Annotated in this window: 13 protein-coding genes; all 13 read right to left on the bottom strand. The window is 67.0% G+C overall.

Features of this window, described 5'->3' with window-relative positions; all coding sequences use genetic code 11:
* Positions 1 to 4: 4 nt before the first annotated feature.
* Positions 5 to 535, bottom strand: a complete 531-nt coding sequence (locus LQF12_RS10135; protein WP_231052814.1) for a helix-turn-helix domain-containing protein — start codon at positions 533 to 535, stop codon at positions 5 to 7.
* A gap of 421 nt (positions 536 to 956) precedes the next feature.
* Entirely contained in the window at positions 957 to 1,760 is an 804-nt protein-coding gene (locus tag LQF12_RS10140; protein ID WP_231052815.1) for an FRG domain-containing protein, read from the bottom strand.
* Entirely contained in the window at positions 1,757 to 6,592 is a 4,836-nt protein-coding gene (locus LQF12_RS10145) for a class I SAM-dependent DNA methyltransferase (protein ID WP_231052816.1), read from the bottom strand. The genes LQF12_RS10140 and LQF12_RS10145 overlap by 4 nt, the downstream gene beginning before the upstream one ends.
* Positions 6,589 to 9,567 (bottom strand): helicase-related protein, encoded by a 2,979-nt coding sequence (locus tag LQF12_RS10150; protein ID WP_231052817.1) that lies wholly within the window; start codon positions 9,565 to 9,567, stop codon positions 6,589 to 6,591. The genes LQF12_RS10145 and LQF12_RS10150 overlap by 4 nt, the downstream gene beginning before the upstream one ends.
* Before the next feature lie 416 nt (positions 9,568 to 9,983).
* The gene (locus LQF12_RS10155; protein WP_231052818.1) at positions 9,984 to 11,117 is read right to left on the bottom strand and encodes a reverse transcriptase domain-containing protein; all 1,134 of its coding nucleotides are present in this window, start codon (positions 11,115 to 11,117) and stop codon (positions 9,984 to 9,986) included.
* Between the two features lie 239 nt (positions 11,118 to 11,356).
* Positions 11,357 to 12,064, bottom strand: a complete 708-nt coding sequence (locus LQF12_RS10160; protein WP_231052819.1) for an SLATT domain-containing protein — start codon at positions 12,062 to 12,064, stop codon at positions 11,357 to 11,359.
* A gap of 324 nt (positions 12,065 to 12,388) precedes the next feature.
* Entirely contained in the window at positions 12,389 to 13,195 is an 807-nt protein-coding gene (locus LQF12_RS10165) for an HpcH/HpaI aldolase/citrate lyase family protein (protein WP_231052820.1), read from the bottom strand.
* Complete coding sequence (locus LQF12_RS10170; RefSeq protein WP_231052821.1) at positions 13,189 to 14,373, bottom strand: CaiB/BaiF CoA transferase family protein; 1,185 nt, start codon at positions 14,371 to 14,373, stop codon at positions 13,189 to 13,191. The genes LQF12_RS10165 and LQF12_RS10170 overlap by 7 nt, the downstream gene beginning before the upstream one ends.
* Before the next feature lie 5 nt (positions 14,374 to 14,378).
* Positions 14,379 to 16,340 (bottom strand): SUMF1/EgtB/PvdO family nonheme iron enzyme, encoded by a 1,962-nt coding sequence (locus tag LQF12_RS10175; RefSeq protein ID WP_231052822.1) that lies wholly within the window; start codon positions 16,338 to 16,340, stop codon positions 14,379 to 14,381.
* Positions 16,337 to 17,260 (bottom strand): ribokinase, encoded by a 924-nt coding sequence (locus LQF12_RS10180; protein WP_231052823.1) that lies wholly within the window; start codon positions 17,258 to 17,260, stop codon positions 16,337 to 16,339. The genes LQF12_RS10175 and LQF12_RS10180 overlap by 4 nt, the downstream gene beginning before the upstream one ends.
* Complete coding sequence (locus LQF12_RS10185; protein WP_231052824.1) at positions 17,257 to 18,636, bottom strand: ADP-ribosylglycohydrolase family protein; 1,380 nt, start codon at positions 18,634 to 18,636, stop codon at positions 17,257 to 17,259. The genes LQF12_RS10180 and LQF12_RS10185 overlap by 4 nt, the downstream gene beginning before the upstream one ends.
* On the bottom strand, positions 18,633 to 19,796 hold the full coding sequence (locus LQF12_RS10190) for an ADP-ribosylglycohydrolase family protein (protein WP_231052825.1): 1,164 nt from the start codon (positions 19,794 to 19,796) through the stop codon (positions 18,633 to 18,635). The genes LQF12_RS10185 and LQF12_RS10190 overlap by 4 nt, the downstream gene beginning before the upstream one ends.
* A gap of 171 nt (positions 19,797 to 19,967) precedes the next feature.
* The gene (locus tag LQF12_RS10195; RefSeq protein ID WP_231052826.1) at positions 19,968 to 21,260 is read right to left on the bottom strand and encodes an ABC transporter substrate-binding protein; all 1,293 of its coding nucleotides are present in this window, start codon (positions 21,258 to 21,260) and stop codon (positions 19,968 to 19,970) included.
* Positions 21,261 to 21,284: the final 24 nt, after the last annotated feature.

Genomic DNA, 21,284 nt, shown 5'->3' on the forward strand with positions numbered 1-21,284 from the left:
GTGATCACGTCAGGTCAGTACCCGCGGCACCTTCCCGTGGCGACAAGTTCGAGCGAACCGCTCTCAACCGCGCCAATTCAGACTCCAGATCATCTTCGTCGTCGATCTGGACCGCTAGTTCGTCGAGTGCTGCGTACTGGGCGGCTCGCCTTCGGTTGCGATAAGCCAGGACGTCCTCGAGCTTCAAGCGGCGACGGTTACCCACTCGATCGGCAGGCAACTCTCCCGAATCGATGACGCGCACGACTGTGGGACGGCTTACGCCCAGTAGGTCTGCCGCCTGCTGGGTGGTCAGCGTCATCGACTGTGGAGCCACCGTGACCGCTCGGCCACGCTGCATAGCGTCGACGATCTGTACCAACGCCCTGTGGATCGGTTCGGTCAGCTCGACCTGCTCTCCCTCATCTGCGCCGACCAGCAGGTAGCGCGGCTTGACCGTCCCTCCTCGCGCCGCGTGAGCATCGAGGAAGCTGTGGATCTTCGCCAGGCTTGGCGTGTCGCTCGGCAGATACGTCTGCTCCATCGTGTCGCCCATGACGATCTCCCTTCCAGTTGCAATGCGCACAGATCGTAACACTATTCGTAACGTTCGAATAGATCGGACGCCAGCACATTGCGCACGATCGCTGATGGTCCGATCGGTTGGGCGCCACCGCTGCCTGCTGGAGTACCCACGGTGTATGCACCACGGGGAGCATGACGACGATCGGCGGCCCATGCCGTACTCACGGTCTGTGAGGAGGCCCTCCGGCACAGTGCAGGTCTCCGGGTCGGCGAGCGAGAACGTCGTGCCCAGGTATTCGGACAGCACCCTGCGCAGTCGTGTCGCCTGAGTGACGGGAATCAACTCAGCGACGGAACGTTCCTGTCGTTGTCTGTGAGCATAGGCGGATGAGCGCCGCTCCCACAGGATGAAGAATAGCCGAATCTTCGGTTACACGAATCATTTGGCGCCTCTACTCTCCAAACTTTTTCGGGAAGAGCCCGTCGCGACCATCATACAGGTCGCGATCCGTTCGCGAGAATGGATGAGTTGGGCCATTGGATTGCGCAAAGCCCGCGAAATCCGGGTAGACCCCAATCCCGTCTAAACCGCAATTCTTGGCAAGATATTCTCTCAGCGATGACTTTAGATCCGAATCGATTTCGATCTTATCTATGTGGAAGTACTGGTCACTCCACTCGAAGGGATTATTCGATGCAAGATTCTCGCGAATCCTTCCTACAAGAAATCCTGCCCGTTGTGCCTTCACTCGCTCGCTTCTTGTCGCTGGAACATAGGCGCGTGGCCCCTGCTCCTCAGTACTATCAAGGACCTCATCCAGAGAGTCCACTTCAAAGTAATTTACAACTCGGTCCAATGGCAAGGAAAAGTGGAGCACTGCGCCGACCTTGCCGGGATGGGAGTGACCTGATGCAAACCATAGCGCAACCAGGGGATCGCGACTCACGTCCAGGAACCTGGTGGCGCCCCCGTTGTGCTGCGCCTCAATGAGGGTTTCAATAACATTACCAAGATAGAAGCCTCGACCATTCGCTTCACACAAGAGGTCCGTTTCGTATCGCTCTACGAGTTCTTCCGTAATCTCGTCGATGTCAAAGCGAAGGCGGAGTCGGCGATAGAGCGTTGGGTAGGTGGGCCAATCAACATCCTCCTGCCCGCGCCAGAAGTGAACTCGCGTCGCATCCGCTGCGTAAGAATAGATTTCTTCCAGAACATACCCCACACTCTCAAGTGCGGAAGAACTTGCTCTATTCAAGATCGAGAATCCTCCTTTGAGCCTACAACAACTCTTTCAAACTGAGCGTAAGCTCGACGCATGTGGGCCTCACGGTCGAGGGTTTCGAAGGGGAGCTCGTAGAGGTAGTCGACGCCGCTGCCGGGGTGGGTGGCGGTGAGGTCGTCGTCGGTGTAGCGGCCCTCGTTCTGGCCCTTCTTGCGCCAGACGGACAGGACCTCGTTGGGGACGAGGCGGCCGTTGGCGTCGTAATGGTCGCGGTTGCGGTCGTAGCCGTACAGCACCGGGAACTGGGTGCGGTAGATGGTGCACAGTTCGTCGGCGGTCAGACCGAGCGACAAAGCGACCAGGGCATCGATCTCCAGCATGGCCTGGCGGCGGTCCTCAGCCCGGCGCAGCGGAGTCTCCGGAGTCCAGTCCGGGCCGACGTCGCCCAGGTCGACCCAGCCCGTCCGCTCCGGTAGCCCGGTCCATCGGTCCTCGCGGAACACTGGGGCGTAGCACTCAGCCCAGAGGTCGGCGTAGGCGCGACTGACACAACTTAGTCGCAGCGTTCGCAATCGGATCCCTTCGGCGTATGGGCTCTCTGCGACCATCGGCAGCCGACTGAACGAACCGGCCCTGATGTCTCCCTTGGGTACCGCACGCGTGACGAAGTCGAGAACGAGAGAACCTGCAAACCCTGCCAGAGTCACCAAGTCAAGCGATGACTGCGCAACAGCACTGAAGACGCCATCAACATGTGCGGCCCCGGGCGGGATAAGCGCGGGTATCAGCGTTCGTTCACCGGTGTTGGCGGCCATGCGGCGCCATGCCAGGCGGTAGAAGCCGCGGGCGGAGATGGTTTCGGTGCGGGCGGTGGTGCCGTCGCCGCGGGTTGCGGTCTCGACGTGGCGGACGTAGCGGGGGTCGACCGTGGGAACTGGGTCGACGGGTTGGCCGTCGGGGCCGAGGACGACGTCGCGGGTCCAGTGGGTGTAGGCACGGTCGTACTCGGCCCTGTCGCCGCGCGGCTTGTACGACGTGGCAGGGATTGCGTCAGGCTCGAGCGCCTCCAGGTCGACCGCAGACCAATCCTGATTGTGCTTCATCGTGCGGTTCGGTGTCTTGAATGCTGGAATCGCTACATGCAGATGGGGCCCTTGCAGGATTGCCTCGCGCCAGGACGTAGGCTCCCCCCACTCCGAGTCGAAGAATCCTTTACGACGATCGATCGACTCATCCCATCCGCGCGAAAAGGTGAGGTCCAGTTCGACAATGCGCGGTGCCTCGGCGATTTTGTCTAGCACTGTGGCTGTCGAGCCGTTCACGGCGTACACCATTCGCGTCATGAGGAGCGGTACGTCGTCGCTCTCGAGCAACTCGTGCCACGTCTGGAGGACTTCACGGTCGACCCGGACGATCCGAAAGCTGTGGGGGCTCGCATCCCATCGACCTTCCGAGTCTTTGATACCTGGCTCGGGGCCGGATCCATCATGTTCCAGTGACCGCTCCACGGTCGACGGGTGGTATATCGATGCGGCCTGAAGAAACTTAGGCTCGCGATTCTTTCCGTACACATGGACGCCGTAGCGCTTGTGATCTTCGATCTCGAAGAGCAGATACTCGTTGATGAACTGCCAGTGGCGTCGCAGCCGCTCGTAGGTCGCCGCACGGAGCTGGCCGCCCTTCTCGTCCGTGAAGTGCGACTCCAGGTGAATGAGTGCCGAGATGCCGTGCGTGGACTGATGTTGCCACACCTGCGCCATAAAGCAGCGATAGAGATCCGGCTGCAACCCCACCAAGTGGGGGTAGTTCGCTCCGTCGCCGACATACGCTGCGGTGACAGCAACGTCGGCGGTTCCATCGATGACGAGCGATTCGAGACCAGAGAGCGACAAGGTCTGTGCGCGTCGCATTTTGACCTCCGACTGCGTCGCTTTACCCTTCAGTTGCCACCACGGATCCCCCTCGGCCAGCAGGGCCTCGACATCCGAACGCGGGCGCACCCACGGCGGGTTACCGACCTGGAGGTCGAACCCGCCGCGCTCGGCGAACACCGGCGCGAAGTCGAGCTCCCAGTGGAAGAAGCCTTGGCGTTCGGCTATCTGCTGGCAGACGCGCAGCCACGGATGGTCGGCGAGGAAACGATCCGGCGAGACTGCGTTCGCGAAGCCGAGGTCGAGGCGTTCGACGTCGCCGAGCTCGTCCCATGTGACGCCTGCGGCGAGGGTCTGGTCTCCCCCGCGCCAGCGTCGGCCGCTTCCGGTCGCGCCTGCTTCCACGTGCGTTCCCAGCACGGCGCGCAGTCCGGCGATCCACTGATCCAGGGTCGGCGGCTGGATCCGTTCGATCTCGCCGTCCACCGTCGTGGTGGTCAGTTCGTCGGTGAGCGGCCAGAACCACAGAGCACACCAGGCATCCATGACGAGGCGGAGCCGGCGGTAGGCGCCGTTCGCGTCCGCGAGCGCTGACTCGATCTGCCCTCGCGTCACGGCACCGCCCACCGGAAGGTCGTCCGCGCCCCAGATGTCGATAGAGCGGCGGATCTCCTGCTCGGCGATCTGCAGCCGGCGGTGGGCAAGATCCCACAGTGCCTCGACCCGATGACCGAGGTTGACCAGGGCCTTCTCCTGCGTCCCATTGGGCTTCGCCATGACTGACCGGCGCCAGTCCTTCAATCGATGCAGCGCCTCGGGCGCCAACTCCTTGGCTTCCTTCGCCTCCACCGCGCTCCCCCACCCGGCGGCCGGGAGGAGGAAGTGGTGGATACGGCCGTCGACCCCGCCGGAGGTGAGGCCGAGTCCGGAACTCAAGGGGGCGTCGTCGGGAACTGACTTGAGCCAGGCTCGCTTGGCGAGCTGATGGCGGGCGTACACGGCGCGCCGGGCGCCGATGAGGCTGTTGCCGCGGCGCAGGTGCAGGCCGAACCAGGGAGCGGCGAGGCCTTCGCCCATGGTGTCGAGCCAGAGGGAGATCTCGGCGAGTTCGACGGCGGTGGCGTTCAGGTCGACTCCGTAGACTTGGTGCAGGGCGAGGTAGGCCTTGACCTTCTGGAGTTCGCGGGGGTAGTCATCGGGGTCGATCCGCTCGCCGGTTTCCTCCTGGCGGCGGGTCAGATACTCAGCGGCGAGCTGGCGGACGGCCTCGATGGCGAATGCTCCGGAGCCGAGGGCCGGTTCGCAGACGGTGAGGTCGAGGATCTCCCGGGCGGTGGTGCGGCGTTCGTTCCCGTCTGCGTCCGGTTGGTCGAGGAGTTCGGCCAGGGCCTGGGAGACAGTGAAGCGGGTGAGCACCTCCGGGGTGTAGTAGGAGGCGGACTGCTGGCGTTCGCGGCCGGCCAGGCGGAAGACGAACGTGCCACGCTCGTGGAGGACGGGGGTCTGCTCCCCCGTGACAGGATCAGTCGTGTAAAGAAAGTCCTTCCGTGAGATGCCGTCGGCACGGTCGACGGGGACCACCCAGGAGCCCTTCTCGCCGTTGCCGTCCTTGGCGACCTCGTAGAGGTCCTCGGAGGCGAAGAAGCCGGTGTAGCTCATCAGCCCCTCATAGACGGCTCCAAGCTGGTTGATGCCGAGTTCGGCGTAGGAGATGAAGCCGCGGTCTCGGCCCTTGCGCTCCTTGGACAGCAGTAGGTGCTGCAGGACCTGCTGGAGTGCCCGGTTGCCGAGGCCGGTCTCGTCGATGAGGGCGGTGGCGGCGTTCTCGAACAGGTCGGCCTTGAGGGGGCGGAAGACGAGGGCCGTGGCGGTCCCGTCTTCGGTGTCTGGTTCCGGTTCGCGGGGTTGGGGGCTGCCCTGGTCGACCATGCGGAACAGGAGGGCCAGCGAGTCGTAGAGGTGGGTGCCGGCGGCGTCGCGGTCGTCGACAATCTCGACAAGGGTGAGCTCGCGGAGCCGGTCGAGGCTGTAGCCGCGCTCGTACACGGGATCGCCCGTGGGGAGCACGCCGAGTTCTGGGGAGGCCTCAGCGTAGAGGAGGAAGAGGATGCGGTAGAGGAATCGCAGGGACTGTTTGGCCAAGGGCTGTGCCTGCTCGTCCGGCAGCGGTGGAAGCGCTTGGGCGGCGCGGCGGCGGACGACCTCGTTGGCGATGATCTCAATGGAGAGGCGGACGCCTTCGCGCAGGTCCTGGGAGACGCCGACGGTGTGTTTGACGGATTCTTCGAGCACCTCGTGCCACCAGATGCTGCCCTCGGTGCCCGGGGCGAGGGAGCGCGCGTCCAGGCAGGTGAGGGCGCGGTCGGTCTCACTGCCGCGCGCGTCGTCGCCGCGTTCGGCGACCACCTGCAGGTCGATGGCGAGGTAGCGGCCCTCGGCCCAGCGGACCTTCTCGGCGACGAGTGCCAGGCCACCGGCGAGGACGAGGGCGAACTCGGGTGCGTCGTCGGAGACGAACAGGTGCGAGAGGAGGCGTGCGACGGAGGTGATCTCCTCGCCGTCCTCCAGCGCGTAGGGAGTGAGGAGGGTGGGTTCGTCCTTGGCGAGCAGTTCGGTAACGTCATGAGCGGCGGTGGCTTCGATGATGACTAGTGGGGCGCCGTCGGTCAGGCCCGGGGAACTGATGGCGAGGACCGGGCCGGTGCGCTCGGTGGCCAGGCCCAGGGCGTCGTAGCCGAGGACGGTGCGCAGGTTCTCGTAGAGGCCGGTAAGAGGGCCGGGGCCGCTCTCGTCGAGTCCGGCGAAGGTGCGCAGGAGGTCCTGGCGGGTGGCGAGGAACCGCGATCTGGTGGTGTCGTGGCCGTCTTTGGCGGCGGCGTCCCATTCCTTGCGGCGGTCGGTCACGCGTGCCTTGAAGGTGCCCTTGGCGTCGGAGGAGAGATAGTGCTCACTGATCCAGTCCTCTCCGACGACGATCGCGTCGCTGGCCATCATTCGCCTCCCTGGGATGCCGGAAGCAGATGGTCGATGTCGCCGTTCGGGACGACGACGAGGAGCGGGCGCACCAGGGTGCGTTCGGGGTTCATCTGCTGGGCGAGCTCTTCTTCTTCGGCGACAAGTCGGGTGCGCGACTTCAACTCGCTGCGTTGGACGAGGGCGTGGGAGTCGGCGAGCCATCGTTCAGACCGGTCGCGCCAGCGTTGGATGCGATCGCGGGTTGCGTCGGCGATGGCGTCGATCTGGAGTGCGGTGGCTTGGGTGGCGGCGTCCACGGCTGCGGCGATGAACGGTTGCAGACGTGCGGCGCCAGGAACTGCCCCGGTGTTGACGTCGGCGAGAGCGAGGTCGTTGATGGCGGCCTGTGCGCTGGGGAACGGTTGGGGGTAGGCCTGGGCCGTGCTCGGTGCGGCGGGGAAGGCGACGTGCGTGTAGGAGGTGGCAATCACCTGGCCGCGGGCGTTGGTGAGGGTGGCTTGCAGCAGCACGGTGGGGTCCTCGACATCGCCGCGTACGGCGAACACCTGGTCCCGGCCCAGGGCCGCGAGTGACCGGTCGGCTGCCCACTCCAGAACGGGGTGTAGAGGTGCGAGGTAGTGCGCCTCGGGCCAGGTGGAGGTCGACTCGTCCTGCCGAGCCTGGATGAGGGCGTTCGTGCCGGCGGCGGGCGTGGTGGCGAGGCGGAAGGTCTCGGTCACACGGCGCTGGCGCAGGTAGGACTGGGGCAGGACCTCGAGGCGCTGGCGCAGGTCGCGGGTGTGCTTGCCGGACAGGTCCATGCTGGCGATGCCATGCCGCGGGTGCATCTGCCAGGCGACGCCGTTGGGCGGTGGGGCGCCCGGGGTGAGCACGAACTCCTCGAGAGCGTCCTCGAGGAAGGTGCGTGCGTCGTCGTACATGGCGGCTGTGGTGGCAGCCGTGGTGACCTGGCCGGTGGAGGTGGGCTTCGCCGTCGTGGGCTGCTCGCTCGAACCGACCGCCATCAGGCGGGCGAGGAAACCCTCCACATCGTCGGCCTGGCGGACCTCCTCGACGGTACGGACGACGTCGTCCAACTCCTTGGTGCCGGCGAGCACCTCGCGGATGGCGTCTTCTTCCCGCTTGACGTCGTAGTTGCCCATGAGGGAGGCGGAGTCGCCGAGGGCCGTGTGGGCCTCGTGCTCGCGCTCGACGAGGCGGGTGAGGACGCGAATGTCGCCGCCGAAGCGTTCGGTGGAGGGGCTGAGGAGGAGGGTGGTGATCTGCGGGCGGTGCTTCTGGCCGTACCGGTCGATGCGGCCGTTGCGCTGCTCGATGCGGATCAGCGACCAGGGGATGTCGAAGTGGACGAGGTGGTGGCACTGGGTGTGCAGGTTGACGCCCTCGGAGGCGACGTCGCCGGTGACGAGGACACGGATCGGGGAGGACCCGAGCTTGAAGGACTCGACGAGGTCCTGTTGCTCCTCGTCGGTGAGGCCGCCGTGCATGATCTGGACCTGGTCGGCGGCGAGTCGGAGGTCGCGGGTGAGGCGCTGCTGGAGCCAGTGGAGGGTGGCGATGCGTTCGGCGAAGACGACCACGCGGGTGGGGGCGGTGCGGGCGATGCCGATCTGGGTGAGGTGGTCGACGAGGGCGTCGTACTTGGCGCTGGTGCCGTTCTCGGCGCGTTCGGCGAGGTCTGCCAGGTTGCTCAGTGCGGTGAGTTCGCGCTGCTGGTCGACGGTGGGGTTCGTGCCGAGGCGGCGGATGCGCTCAGTGACGGTCTGGGCGAGGGCGGCGGGGCTGGAGAGGAAGGCCTTGGCGAGGGTCCACGGGAAGAGGGACTTGTTGGTGCCGGAGTAGGGGCTGGCGCCCGTGGCGGGCCAGAGCCAGGTGTGCTCGAGTTCGGCGGCGATCTCGTTCTCGATATCGGAGGCGGGGACGAGCCGGTTGTTCGGGGGTTGGCGCTCGGCCCAGTCCGCGCCAACCACGCCGGCGACGTCGGGGTGGTGGCGGTGGCGGCGGATGATGAGGCGCTCGACCTGCTCCGGAACGAGGTCTCCCTCGGGGGTGACGGCGCTGGGTTCGAGCATGCGGATGAGTTCGTTGAAGGATTCCTTGCGGCCGTTGTGCGGGGTGGCGCTGGCGAGGATCAGCGCGTCGGTGCGCTGGGAGAGCAGGCTGGCGAGGCGGTTGTTCTGGCTGGCGGTGTTGGTGACGTTGTGAGACTCGTCGATGACGACCGCGTCCCAGCGGTGCCGGCGCAGGTGGTTGATGTACTTGTCGGACTTGAGCGTGTCGATGGAGATAATGACGCGCTTGAAGAAGGTGAACGGGTTGCGGCCGGCCGGGAGCTTCTGGCGGATGCGCTGGATGCCGGTGGAGTCCAGACGGACGAACGGTAGGGCGAAGCGGGTCCAGAGCTCGAACTGCATCTGTTCGAGGACGTGCTTGGGGGTGACGACGAGGATGCGGTCGCCGCGGCCGCGGCGGACGAGCTCGGCGAGGATCATGCCGATCTCAAGGGTCTTGCCGAGGCCGACGGCGTCGGCGAGGAGGATGCGGGGGCGGAGGTTCTCCGGGTCGAGGGCCTTGCGGACGGCGGCGTACTGGTACTCGAGCGGGTCGGCGAGGGCCTGGTGCGCGGTGGTGAGGCCCGGTTCGGCGATCGGGACCGGCGTCTTGCGGAGGATGGCTTCGAGCCAGAGGCGGCTGCGGCGATGGCCGGGTGAGTCGTCTCCAACGACCTGGGTGGCGCGCGGGTCGGAAAGGGTGATGGGGTCGATCTGGGTCCAGAAGACGGCCTCGGTGTCCTTGGTGATGCCGGTCAGGCCGATGCCGTGGACGAAATAGGTGGGCTCGTTCGTGGCGGGGTCCGGGGCGGCGGGCTCGACGGCGGTGACGAGCCACTCTTCGTCGCGGGCGACCATCACGGAGCCGGGGGCCCCGGTGAAGGGCCGTGGGCCTGAGTCGGGGCGTGCAGGGGCGGTGGGCGGGTTGGTGCTAGTGCTCACGTGGTGGGTCCTGCCGGCTTGGGTGGTCTTTGGGTGAACCTATCGTGGATGAGGTGGTCGGGACGGCCGTTCAACGCAACTCCGAGGCAAGGCGTCACGCGCCATCGTTGCAACCCAGCTCCATCGGAGCTGGTTGCATATCGGAATGGAGCATCGCCCCGGCGCCAAGATCATTATCGCCGACCGCAGTATCGTCGCTACGATCGAGAATAACGCAGACGTACACTATGGCCCTGTTCCCAGATTGAGACACTCTATCGAGTTGAACAATCTCGCGAACTATCCGGTACTTTCGCCTCATCGATCGATAGACTGCAGGGCAGGGGGTGAGCTTCTAGAGATCTTCGCAGGACGCTCGCCGAACGCGACTCCATCGCGGGACATCTGGAGCGAGCAAACCCTGGCGGAAGTGCCATTTAGTATACTGACTCAAGATCTCGCTCGAAGTCCGCCGAACGCTTTTCGATGAGTCGCCGAAGTGCGGCGAGGGCAGCGCGGTCGTCCAGCTCACGCACTTCAGCCGATCCCCACCCAAGGTGCTGTGTGAGAATGTCTCTCGCCTCCGCTGGAAAAACACGGTCGCAATTGAATGCAAAGCTTGCAAATCTGGAGTTGCTTCGACTTGCCCAGTACGAATTTATAAACCGCTTGGGCGCAACGCCATGGAGGCCATGTCGATGCAAGACCTTCTTCACGAGCGCATCAAGGTGTCCCAACTGCGCGAGATCGTTTAGTCGGTTAAAGTAACGAATCCATCCACGGGCCTCCCCGTTTATAACACAACCGCCGATCGCGATGTTCAGATCCCATTTCAAGCGATTTATCGACGACTCGGATCGGTCGACCGACTTGGCGTACTTGGCAACAATCTGCGCGATTCTCGACTCTATCTTGAGCACACCTCGTCGAGCCACCCGAACCCGGCTCCCACTGATTTCGTAACCGAGGTACTCGAACGGCTCGTCAGCACTTCCGGAAAGTGTCTTCCCGAGAGTCGGCAGCTCGTGAACTTCGAGTCCGAGTCGCTCGAGCCGAAACCGCAGGTCTTGATACTTTCGTTCCGAGTCTTCGCACAAGACGAGTATGTCGTCAACGTAGCGGAAGTATCGACAACCTAAACTCGCCATCCTATCGAAATCCTCAAGATACACCTCCGCAAGCGTTGATGAGATGGAGATCCCCAAAGGAATGCCGTCTGGCGAAGACGAAAGTCCGCCACTCCTTGTGCCGTACGGCACCGTTCTGTTGCGGATGGCGCGATCAATCAGCGATAGCAGTTTCTTTGACCGAATCTTCTTCGACAGCCCCGCATAGAGCATTTCGTGCCTCACGGAACCGAAGTAATCGACAATATCGATCTTCAGAAACCGGCCATACTCCTCTGTCATCACATCATCAATTACTCGTCGCATCTTGTGCTGCGAGGGTTCGGGACCGGAAACCCCATACACGTCCTTCAGTACCGATTGTAAACAGAAGAGAGCGAGCCTGTCTTTGATCGTCGGAATAGAGAATACTCGAGGCGCGCGCTCAATTCCTCGCGACATCATCCCTTGACGGTAGTTTGTAAACCTGTAGGACCCGTCTCGAATTTGCCCCGAGACCTCACGCACCAAATCTAAGCGCCGCGACGCGGTCCATTCATCCACTGCACTCGGATGCACACCGTCAAGACCGACACCATGACCTTGTGGTACGTAGAACGCAAGCGCCGCTCTCAAACGCGACAGAGACGAGTGGTATCGGAGCGATTCGCTCGCACTTCTCGGCGGCGCGAGAATTGAACTACTCATCCGGCACCCTGCACTAGTACGAAGCCCAGCAACACCAAAGAGAAGACCGCAAACAACAATGGAAGGGAACTCAGCGCGTTCTGCCCCAGGCGCGCCCGGCGAACTCGAGACTTGTCTCGCCTCACATCCCAATGGTCCTGAGATTCTGGCCTCCTGCGGCGCGAACGGACGTAATCCCATTCGGAATGGTTCTCCGACAGATCCAGTGCCAGCTGGTAGTCCCGTTGGAGTTCCTTAAGTCTTACCATGTCGCTAGGGCCACAATTGTTAACAGTCTCAATATCCGCTGAAATCTTCTGGATTGCTCGATAGCAGTAGAACAGGTCTTTGGACCGTGCCTGGTATCTCAGGGCGGCAACAATCAGCGAGAGCACCAATGTCATCAATGAAAGGATCGTCGCGGCGAAGTCGATTCCAATACCCGAGGATGGCCGAGATGCATCGCCTTGCTGCAGCGCGAGAATCGACGCCGATAGAGCGCTGGCGGAGGACACGGAAAGCGCAATCATCCACAGCGTACCCCGCATTTCAAGCTTTCCGGAGGCCCAAGCTCGACTCAAGTATGTCGTATCAGTTCGCTCTTCGAGTCGCTCTGCCCAGCGACGACCGGCGGCTGGCTCATTCCGATCGCGTGGCGTGCTCTCTTCTAGAGAATGGTCCGGCAGTCCCGGAGCGCCGAGCTTCTCGCTGGCGTCCTCGGCCAAGGCTGGCTCTCGCTGCGCTGATTCACTCACGATGACCTGCAGGAGTCCAACTCAATGGTCGTGACGGTGCGCGACGCATACGCGTGATCAGCCGAACTGAATAGGTCAGGTCCATGCCCAGCATGGTAGACCATCAGAGCACAGCGTTAAGGTTCATTCGAACAACTACACCGAAGCGATGCCCCAATGGGTCGCTCCGCGCACCAAGTTGCATGTTATAGCGTTCACAACAGGTGGTCAACCGTCCCGTCGTCGAGCGGTCCGCTCGGTCACGCGTTGTCGTCTGAAGGCCGCTTCGGGTGGAGCCGCTGATACCTAGCACCGTTAGCGCAGAGTTCGCGTCGCCGCCCGAACCATCGCAGCGTCAAGAAAGGACCCATCTTGAAGAACCACCGTTCCTGATCCGTCGGTCTCGGCGGATCTGACGCGGTCGATGATCTCCTGCGCTCGTGCAATTTCGGCCTCGGTCGGCCGGAAGGCCTCTCGAATCACCGGCAGCTGCGCGGGATGAATCGCGGAGCGGCCCGCGAAGCCCAACGTCTTGCCCGCTGCGCAACTGCGCGCCAGGCCATCCATGTCTTTGACGTCGGCCCAGACGCTCATGTGTGGGGCCGGGAGTCCGGCCGCTGCGGCGGCAACGATCAACCGGGGGCGCACCCAGGCCAGTCCCGGCTCCCCCGCCTCGCCGGCGGCCAGGCCAAGTTCGGCACGCAGGTCGGCCTCGCCGAGGGTCACCGACGCGACACCCGCGCTGGCGATCTCGAAGGCTCGCTCGACGCCGATGGCTGTCTCGATGAGGGCGTGCACGGCACGACCGGGCAGTGCCTCCTGGATGGCGGCGATGTCGTCGGCGCTGTTGACCTTCGGTAGGCGGACGCCGATGGCTGGATCGAGATCCCGCACGGCGGCGAGGTCGTCCTCGTGCCAGGCCGAGCCTCGGGCGTTCACGCGCACCTGCACCGGCATGGGCAACTCGCCATCGAGCGCCCCGCTGAGCGACTCTCGCGCCAGTGCCTTGTGTGAGGGGGCGACGGCGTCTTCGAGGTCGACGATCACGCAGTCCGCGCGGGATGCGAGTGCCTTGGCGACTCGGTCCGGCCGGTCGCCGGGGACGTAGAGCGAGGTCAGCATGCGCCCGCCTCCCGCATATCTGAGATCTCCGGCTCCGAGAAGCCCAGTTCCTCCAGCAGCGCCTCTGTGTCAGCGCCCGGCGCGCGCCCGGTCCAGGCGATGCGCGAGTCCGCCCCCGACATCCGAAACAATGGCCCTTGCATCTTCATCTGGCCCAGTACCGGGTCTTCGATGCCGTGGATGGTCCCGAGCTCCTGGAAGTGCGGGTCGGCGATGATGTCGCCGGCGTCGTAGATCGGCGCGACCGCGGCGTGCACCCGCTCGAACTCGGCCACCACCTCATCGCGGGAGCGTTCGGCGATCCACGCCCCGACGGCCTCGTCCAGCTCGTCGGCGTGCTGGGCGCGACCGGCGCCGGTGGCGAACCAGTCTTCCCGCGTCACTTCGGGCCGGCCGACCAGCTCCATCACCCGTTCGGCGATCGACTGCGCACTCGTGCTCACCGCCACCCACTTGGCATCCGCGGTCAAGTAGGCGTTCCGAGGTGCGTTATTGGCCGATCGGTTGCCGGTCCGCGGCTGCACCGTGCCGAGCTGGTCCCAGCGGGTGATCTGCGGGCCCAGCATCGCCAGGATCGGCTCGATGATCGCGATGTCGAGCTCCTGCCCCGTACCGACACGGGCTCGATGGTGCAGCGCCGTCATCACCGCATAGGCAGTTGTCAGCGAGGCGATCCCGTCCGCCAGGCCGAACGGCGGCAGCGTGGGCGGCCCGTCGGGCTCGCCGGTCATCGCCGCGAAGCCACTCATTGCCTCCGCGAGCGTCCCGAAACCTGGACGAGACCTGTATGGCCCCTTCTGCCCGAACCCGGTCACTCGCGCGAGCACCAGGCCTGGGTTCTTTGCAGAGAGCTGGTCATACCCCAGCCCCCACTTCTCCAGGGTGCCGGGGCGGAAGTTCTCGATCACCACATCCGCCCGCTCGGCCAGGCGCAGGAACGCCTCCACCCCTCCGGCAGTGTGCAGATCGAGCGTCACCGTCTCCTTGTTGCGGCCCAGGGTCTTCCACCACAGGTTCTCCCCGTCCTTGGCCGGGCCGTGCCCGCGCGAGGGGTCCGGGCGCTGCGGGTGCTCGACCTTGATGACGCGGGCGCCCATGTCGCCGAGGTGCATCGCTGCCATCGGGCCGGCGAACAGTGTGGAGGCGTCCACCACCAGCAGGTCATCCAGCGGACTCATAATCCTCAGTTCTCCCAATAGACGCGGAAGCCAATCGAGGGGGAAGCGTCCACGCCCATGCCGGGCAGCAGGAACTTCAGCGCGAACTCCGGGGACTGCACTCCCCCGTCGACGTACCAGTCCGAGCCCTCACTCTTATGGTCGGCGCCGCCCTTGAGCATCACGAACCGGGTGCGACCATCCGAGTGCTCCGACTCGGTCCAATTCCACACCGCAGGGGTGCGGCGCTCGAACCCGTACCGGGTCGCGGCCAGCTGCCACTCGTCTTCGGTGGGCAACCGTCCACCGGCCCAGGCCGCGAACTGGCGAGCACGGGCGAAGGTGACGCCCGTCGCCGGGCGGTCAGCATCAGCCGCATCGACGTGAGCATCCGATGCCTCGCCAATGGCCGCTAGGAACTGGGCGTACTCGGCCGCCGAGACCTCTCGGGAGGCGACCCGGACGCCGTCGGCAATCGTGACGGCGCGCTCGAGGGTGCGCTGGTCGTGCAGGCGCGGCGGGAGTGGCTTCCACTCCTCCACGTAAGGGGCGCCGTCGTACATGCCGGTCTCACGCTGGCGATACCGCACGGTCAGCACCCGCTCCCCCGCGGGCACCGGCACCGCCCCGGACCGCCACGCCGAGACCAGCTCAGCCCCCGCCGTCGGGCCGGACCACTCGGGCGCGGCCAGGCGCACCGCACGACGGTGTGGGAAGGAGGAGTCGCGCACGGGCGGCTCCAGCTCCAGGTCGGCCACGCCGAGGGGCAGGGCTGCGCCGTCGGCAATGTGCACCATGGCGGCCACGCCCTGGGCGGGCACGATCACCTCGGCCTCGCCGTGCTGGAGCGGGCCGTCGAAGGTGACCCACGTGCCCGGGCCGGCGGTGTAGGTGACGTCTTCGCTGCTGGTGTTGACCAGCGCATACAGCGTCACGCCGTCGAGCTCGAAGGTCGAGGCGAACACCGGCGGCTCGCACACCGCCAGCGGCGTCCACTCGCCCTCGGTGAGCCAACGGTGCATCGCGCGCTGCACCGGCAGCATCCGGCGCAACATGGCCGCATCGCGCGCGTTCCACCCCACCCAGACGCCGAAGACGACCTCCCAGACCATCACGCCGACGCCGTTCAGCCACGCCGACCGCAGCTCGGCGGCATGGTCGCGATTCCAGCGGCGGATGTGGTGCTGCATGTGCCGGCGCTCGAACCAGCGCGCCCGCAGCACCCCGGGGATCTCGGAGTCGGCGAACCACTGCGCCCAGGAGAGGGCGTGGTCGGCGACCCGCTCGGTCACCAGCTTCGACTCCCCCTCCAGGCCGATGCCCGGGCGCGCCGCCTCCATCGCGGCCACGAACTCCGGATCGGCCTTCTTCAGGGTGTCGAGGAAGACACCGTCGGCGTTCAGGTGGCGGACCACCGTGGCCAGATCCTCGGCGTCGGTGTTGCCGGCGCGGCGGGTGCCGGTGTCCCACGGGTTGTAGTCGACGAACACCGCGACGCCATGCTCATGCAGGGTGGCGGCGGCCTCGGCCAGGCCGGGGACGTCGTAGAAGTCCCACTGGTTGCGCTCGTCGATGCCGATGATCGGGTAGGCGTGCCAGAGCACCACGCCGTCGAGGCCGCCGAAGCGCTGCTGGGCGTCGGCGAGGAACCTCTCCGGGGTGAAGGCCTGGGCGTCGAAGTCGAAGAACAGCTCATCCCACAGCCAGGTCTGGGCCACGGTGAAGCAACGGTTGGCCCACTGGGCCTCCGGGGCGTCGTAGCGGGTAGGCGTGCCGTACCGGGCGAGAGCATCCTCGCGCCAGGCGTGGAGCTGGCTGCGCCACTGCTCGAGCGTGGCCTGGTCGGGTGGGTTCGCCTGGGTGCCGGGGGCGGCGAGGATCTTCGCCTCGTCGAGAGCCTCGGCGTGGCCGGTGGCGTCCTCCTCGAGCGGGACCTCGGTGGGCAGGTCGAGGGGGCGGGGAACCAGCGGGTCGAATCCGCCACTCATACGGTCTCCTTCTCGGCGGCGAGCAGGGCCGCCACCTCGTCGGTGGTGGGCACGGCGTCCATCGCGCCCGCTCGGGTCACCGCGAGCGCCGCCGCGGCGGCCGCAGTGCGGGCCGCGCGGGCAAGGGCGTCGGCGGTCAGGTCGCTCAGGTGGGCGGCGAGCACGCCGCAGAAGGTGTCGCCGGCGCCGGTGGTGTCCACCGCCGTCACCGGGAAGGCCGGCACCTGCCGGCGATCCTCCCCGACGGCGACCAGCACCCCCTGGCCACCGAGCGTCACCACCACTGCGGGCACCTGGGCGGTGAGGCGGGTGATCGCCTCTTCGGTCTGCTCGGTGCCGGCGATGTCGGCCAGCTCGTGCTCGTTGACCACCAGCACGTCGGTGACGGCGAGGACCGCGCGGGCGGTCTCGGGGTCGGCGAGTGGGGCGGATGGGGCGGCGTTGAGGACCAGGATCGCTTCCGGGCTGCGGCTGGCGGCGACGTCCAGCACCAGGGGCACCGGCACCTCCAGCTGGGCGACGACGACGCGGGCGGCGGCCACGGCCTCGCGCTGGGTGTCGGTGAGACTCTCGCGGGCGCCGTTGGCGCCGGGGGCCACGACGATGGCGTTCTCGCCGGCCTCGTCCACGGTGATCAGGGCGGTGCCGGAGGGGCCGGGCACGGTGATCAGGGCGTGGGTGTCGACGCCGTCGGCCTCCAGGCGGGTGCGCAGCACGCCGCCCTCGGGGTCCTCGCCCACGGCTCCGACGAAGGTGACCTCGGCGCCGCCGGCGCGCGCGGCGGCCACGGCCTGGTTGGCGCCCTTGCCGCCGCCGCCGCGGACCAGGTCGGTGCCCAGCACGGTCTCGCCCGGGCGCGGGATCCGGGGCACGCGGGCCACGACGTCGGTGTTGACGCTGCCCACCACGGCGATGGTCATCGCTGCACCTGCAGGGTGCGGGTGGCGAGGTGGTCGAGGTCGTGGGTCTGCGGGCCGGGCAGGGAGGTGTGCAGGCGCCCGTGCAGCGGGTCGGTCCAGGCCGGGTCGAGACCGGACTTGCCGGTCAGGGCTCCGAGCACGGAGCCGACGGTGGCGCCGGCGGAGTCGGTGTCCCAGCCGGCGGTGACGGCGAGGGCGATACCGCGGGCGTGGTCGCCGTTCGAGGCGGCCACGGCCATCGCGATCAGGGCGGCGTTGTTGAGCGTGTGCACCCAGTGCAGGTGGCCGTACTGGGCGTGCAGGGCGTCGATCGCCTCGTCGTCCTCGAGGCGCCCCTCGCGCAGGTCTTCGCCGGCGGTGCGGCCGGAGCGGACGGCCTCGAGCAGCCGGGAGGCCGGGGGAAGCACCGACTCGGCGGCATCGAGCACCTCGTCCACGGACTCGGCCACCAGCGAGGCCGAGCATAGGGCGGCGGCCCACATGGCGCCGTAGATGCCGTTGCGGGTGTGGCTCAGGCGCGCGTCCACCCAGGCGAGCTTGGCGGCGGCGAGCACGTCACCGGGGCGGGCCCAGCCGTAGACGTCAGCCCGGATGAGCGCACCGATCCACTCCCGGAACGGGTTCAGATGCGTCGCGGTCTCGCACGCCCCGGTCTCGGTGATCGCCCGGGCGTCGAGCAAGTTGCGGTAGGCGGCCCGCTCGGCGGTGAACACGCGCCCACCGGGCAGGTTCGCCAGCCACGCCTGGGCGACGTCCGAGGTGGTCAGCGCGTCCCCGTGGGTCTCGAAGAGGTCCAGGGCGAGGAGCGGGAAGTTGAGGTCGTCGTCCTCGGGCATGCCGTTGATGTTCTCCACCAGGGAGGTGGGCGCCGAGCGGCGGTTCCACGGCCACCGGGCGGCCACGTCCTCCGGCAATCCCTGCGCGGTGAAGTAGTTGCGGATGGGCCAGTTGCCGGTGGCCCGAGCGATCTTCTCGATCCCCTCGCGGGGGATCTTCTCCACCGGCTTGCCGAGCAGGCAGCCGACCGAGCGGCCCCACCAGGCGCCGGCGACCCGGTCCAGGTCGGCCGCCACCGACTGGCCCGGCGCGGCGGGGGTGGCGGGGATCTGGGCGGTGATGTCAGCCCAGTCATTCGGTTCGGCCGGGTCGGTGGTGTCCACCTCGGCGAGCTGGGCGAGCACCTGGCGAGCGACCAGCCGCAGCTGCGGGTCCGCCGCCTGCGCGCTCGCCCCGGAGCGCTCCGGCTGCAGCGATCCCCCGGCGGCCTGCCACTGGCGAGCCACCGATTCAAGGGTCAATTCTTCGGCCCCTTGTTCGGCCAGTGCCACCAGCTCATGGGCCACGAGGTCCTCGGGCTGGGCCCAGGTCAGTCTCACGCCGATTCCTCCAGCATCGCGCTCAGGGCCTCGGTGCGCTGCCGGGCCCGGCGGGCGTCGTCGGCGGCGATGGCGCGCACGCTGGCGGCCATCGAGGCGATCACGGTGTCCAGATCCAGTCTGCTCGCCGTGGTCACCTCCCGCACCCACTCGGCCGGGATCTGCGAGCCCAGCGCCCCGCAGATGGCGCCGGCCATGGTGGCGATCGAGTCGGCGTCGCGGCCGTAGTTCACCGCATCCAGGATCGACCCGCGCGCGTCGCCGTCGTGGGCGACCACCAGCCCGAGCGCCACCGGCAGCTCCTCGATCGACTTCGTGCGCGAGGGCAGCCGGGCATCCATCGCCGGCTGGCGGTAGGTCTCCCCCACCGTGTCGAAGGGGGCGACGGCGGCCCGCAGCACCCGGTTCAGCTCACGTGCGTCATGACTCGCCAGCCCACCGGCGGCCTGGAACGCCGCCACGGCCTCGAGCACCGCGTCGATCGCCGCCCGGGTGCCGTCATGGGCCAGGTCACGGGCCTCGGCAACCGCACGCTCCGCCGTCGTGCCGGGAACGAGGGCAGCCGCGACCGCGGCGGCGAAGACGCCGGCGGCCTCCCGGCCGTAGGAGACCTGGTGAGCCCCGGCCAGGTCGATCGCCTCCGCATAGGCACCTGCGGCGTCGCCGGCGTTCACCAGGCCGACAGGCGCCATGTACATGGTGGCGCCGCAGTTGACGATGTTGCCCACGCCGGCCTCGCGCGGATCGGCGTGGCCGTAGTGGAGCTTGGCCACCAGGTGCTTCTCGGCGAGGAAGACCCGCTGCAGGATGAGCGCCTCGTCCTCCAGCTCGGGCACCCACCGGCGCTCGCCCAGCATCAGCGGCACCAGATCGGAGGCCATGTGATAGGCGTCCAGGTGGGTGTGGTGAGTGGCGTAGACCTCGATGAGGGCGTGCGTCATCAAGGTGTCATCGGTGACGTGCCCATCGCCCTTGTGATACGGCGCGATCGGCCTGGCGGTGCGCCAGTCCGGCAGGAACGGGCCGACGATGCCGGTGACCCGACCGCCGTGGCGCTCCTCGATCTGCTCGGGGGTCCAGCCCTCGGTGGCTCCGCCGAGCGCATCACCGACAGCGGCTCCGGCGAGTACGCCTGCCACTCGGTCTTCCAGCCAGCTCACGTGGGTTCTCCATTCGATGGTTCTCGGGTTGCCCCGATCTGTCACCTCGTTCGGGTCGCAGGCGACAGATTGCGGCAACGCGGCGTGCGGGGCGGGCCTGCGGGTGGGGCAGGCCGCGGGTGCATCGGTGGTGCCGCGGCGCCCGGGAACCCCCGAGCGCCGCGGCGCGGCTCACTCCCAGCCGTCGGTCAGCTGCGTGGCCAGCTCCTCGGAGCTGATCTGGTCGCCCAGGTACTGCTGCAGCGCCGGGTTGAGCACGGTGTCCTTCCACTCCGCGTACCCGCCGGCCTGCAGGAACGGGGCGCCGGTGAAGCCGTCGGCGGTGGCCAGGATCTGCTCCCAGCCGTTCTCGCCGCCGGTCTCGGTGGCGACGATCTCGCGGGCCTGGTCCGAGGCGGGGATGAGGGCATCGGCCTGGGCGATCGCGGCCATCGTCTCCGGGGAGGCGAAGTAGTCGAGGAACGCGGTGGCCTCCTCCACGTTCGCGGAGTCGACGTTGACCGAGTAGGTCTGCGGGTTCGCGGCCTGCATCGCGCCCTCGGTGCCGGCCAGCGGGGGCAGCGCCACCCAGTTCATGTCCTCCGGGGCGTCGTTGGCCATGTTGGCGGCCTGGAACGAGCCCTGCACGGTCATCGCGATGGTGCCGCCGTAGAAGGAGGAGAGCACGTCCGACCCGGACTGGGTCAGGCTCACCGGGTCCAGCGATTCGTCCTCGTAGGCCATGGCGTGGATGCGCTCGGGCACGGCCAGCTCGCCCTCACCGACCTCGATGGTGGTGTCCTCACCGCTGCCGGAGAAGAAGTCGCCGCCGAAGCCCGGCGCGAGCGTCATCACGGTGGCGGCCGGTGATCCCAGCCCCCAGCCGAGGCCGTAGGTGTCCTCGGTGGTGGTGGCCTCGGCGATCTCGGCGAGCTCGTCCCAGCTCATCGAGTCCCCGGTGGGGACCTCCACGCCGGCCTCGTCCAGCATGTCGGCATTGGCGAAGACCACGTAGGACTGCATCGTGGAGGGGTAGGCGATGATCTCGCCGTCCACGGTGACCGACTCCCAGATGCCCTCGGAGATGTCGGAGGTGCGCTCCTCGCTCAGGCCGTCACCGATGGGGGCGAGGTAGCCGTCCTGGGCGAAGGGCACGATGGACGCGGCGTCGAAGTGGATGATGTCCGGTGCGGTGCCGCCGGTGAACTGGGTGATCAGCTTGTCGTAGGCGCCGTCCCAGCCGGCCTGGATGATCTCCACCTGCACGTCGGGGTTGTCGGAGTTCCAGGACTCGACCGCCGCGTTGACGGCTTCCTGGGTGGCGGGCTGGTCGGACAGCGACTGGAACTGCAGCGTGGTGGTGCCGTCCTCGTCAGTACCACCACCGCCGGAGGCGCTGCCCTGCTGGCAGGCGGCCAGAGCCAGGGAACCGGCCGCGAGGAGGGCAACAGCGCTGATGCCCCGGATGTGTCGAACGTGTCTCATGGTCATGCCTTTCCGGGCTGGGTC

This window comes from Ruania suaedae (assembly GCF_021049265.1).
In the GTDB taxonomy this organism is placed as follows: domain Bacteria; phylum Actinomycetota; class Actinomycetes; order Actinomycetales; family Beutenbergiaceae; genus Ruania; species Ruania suaedae.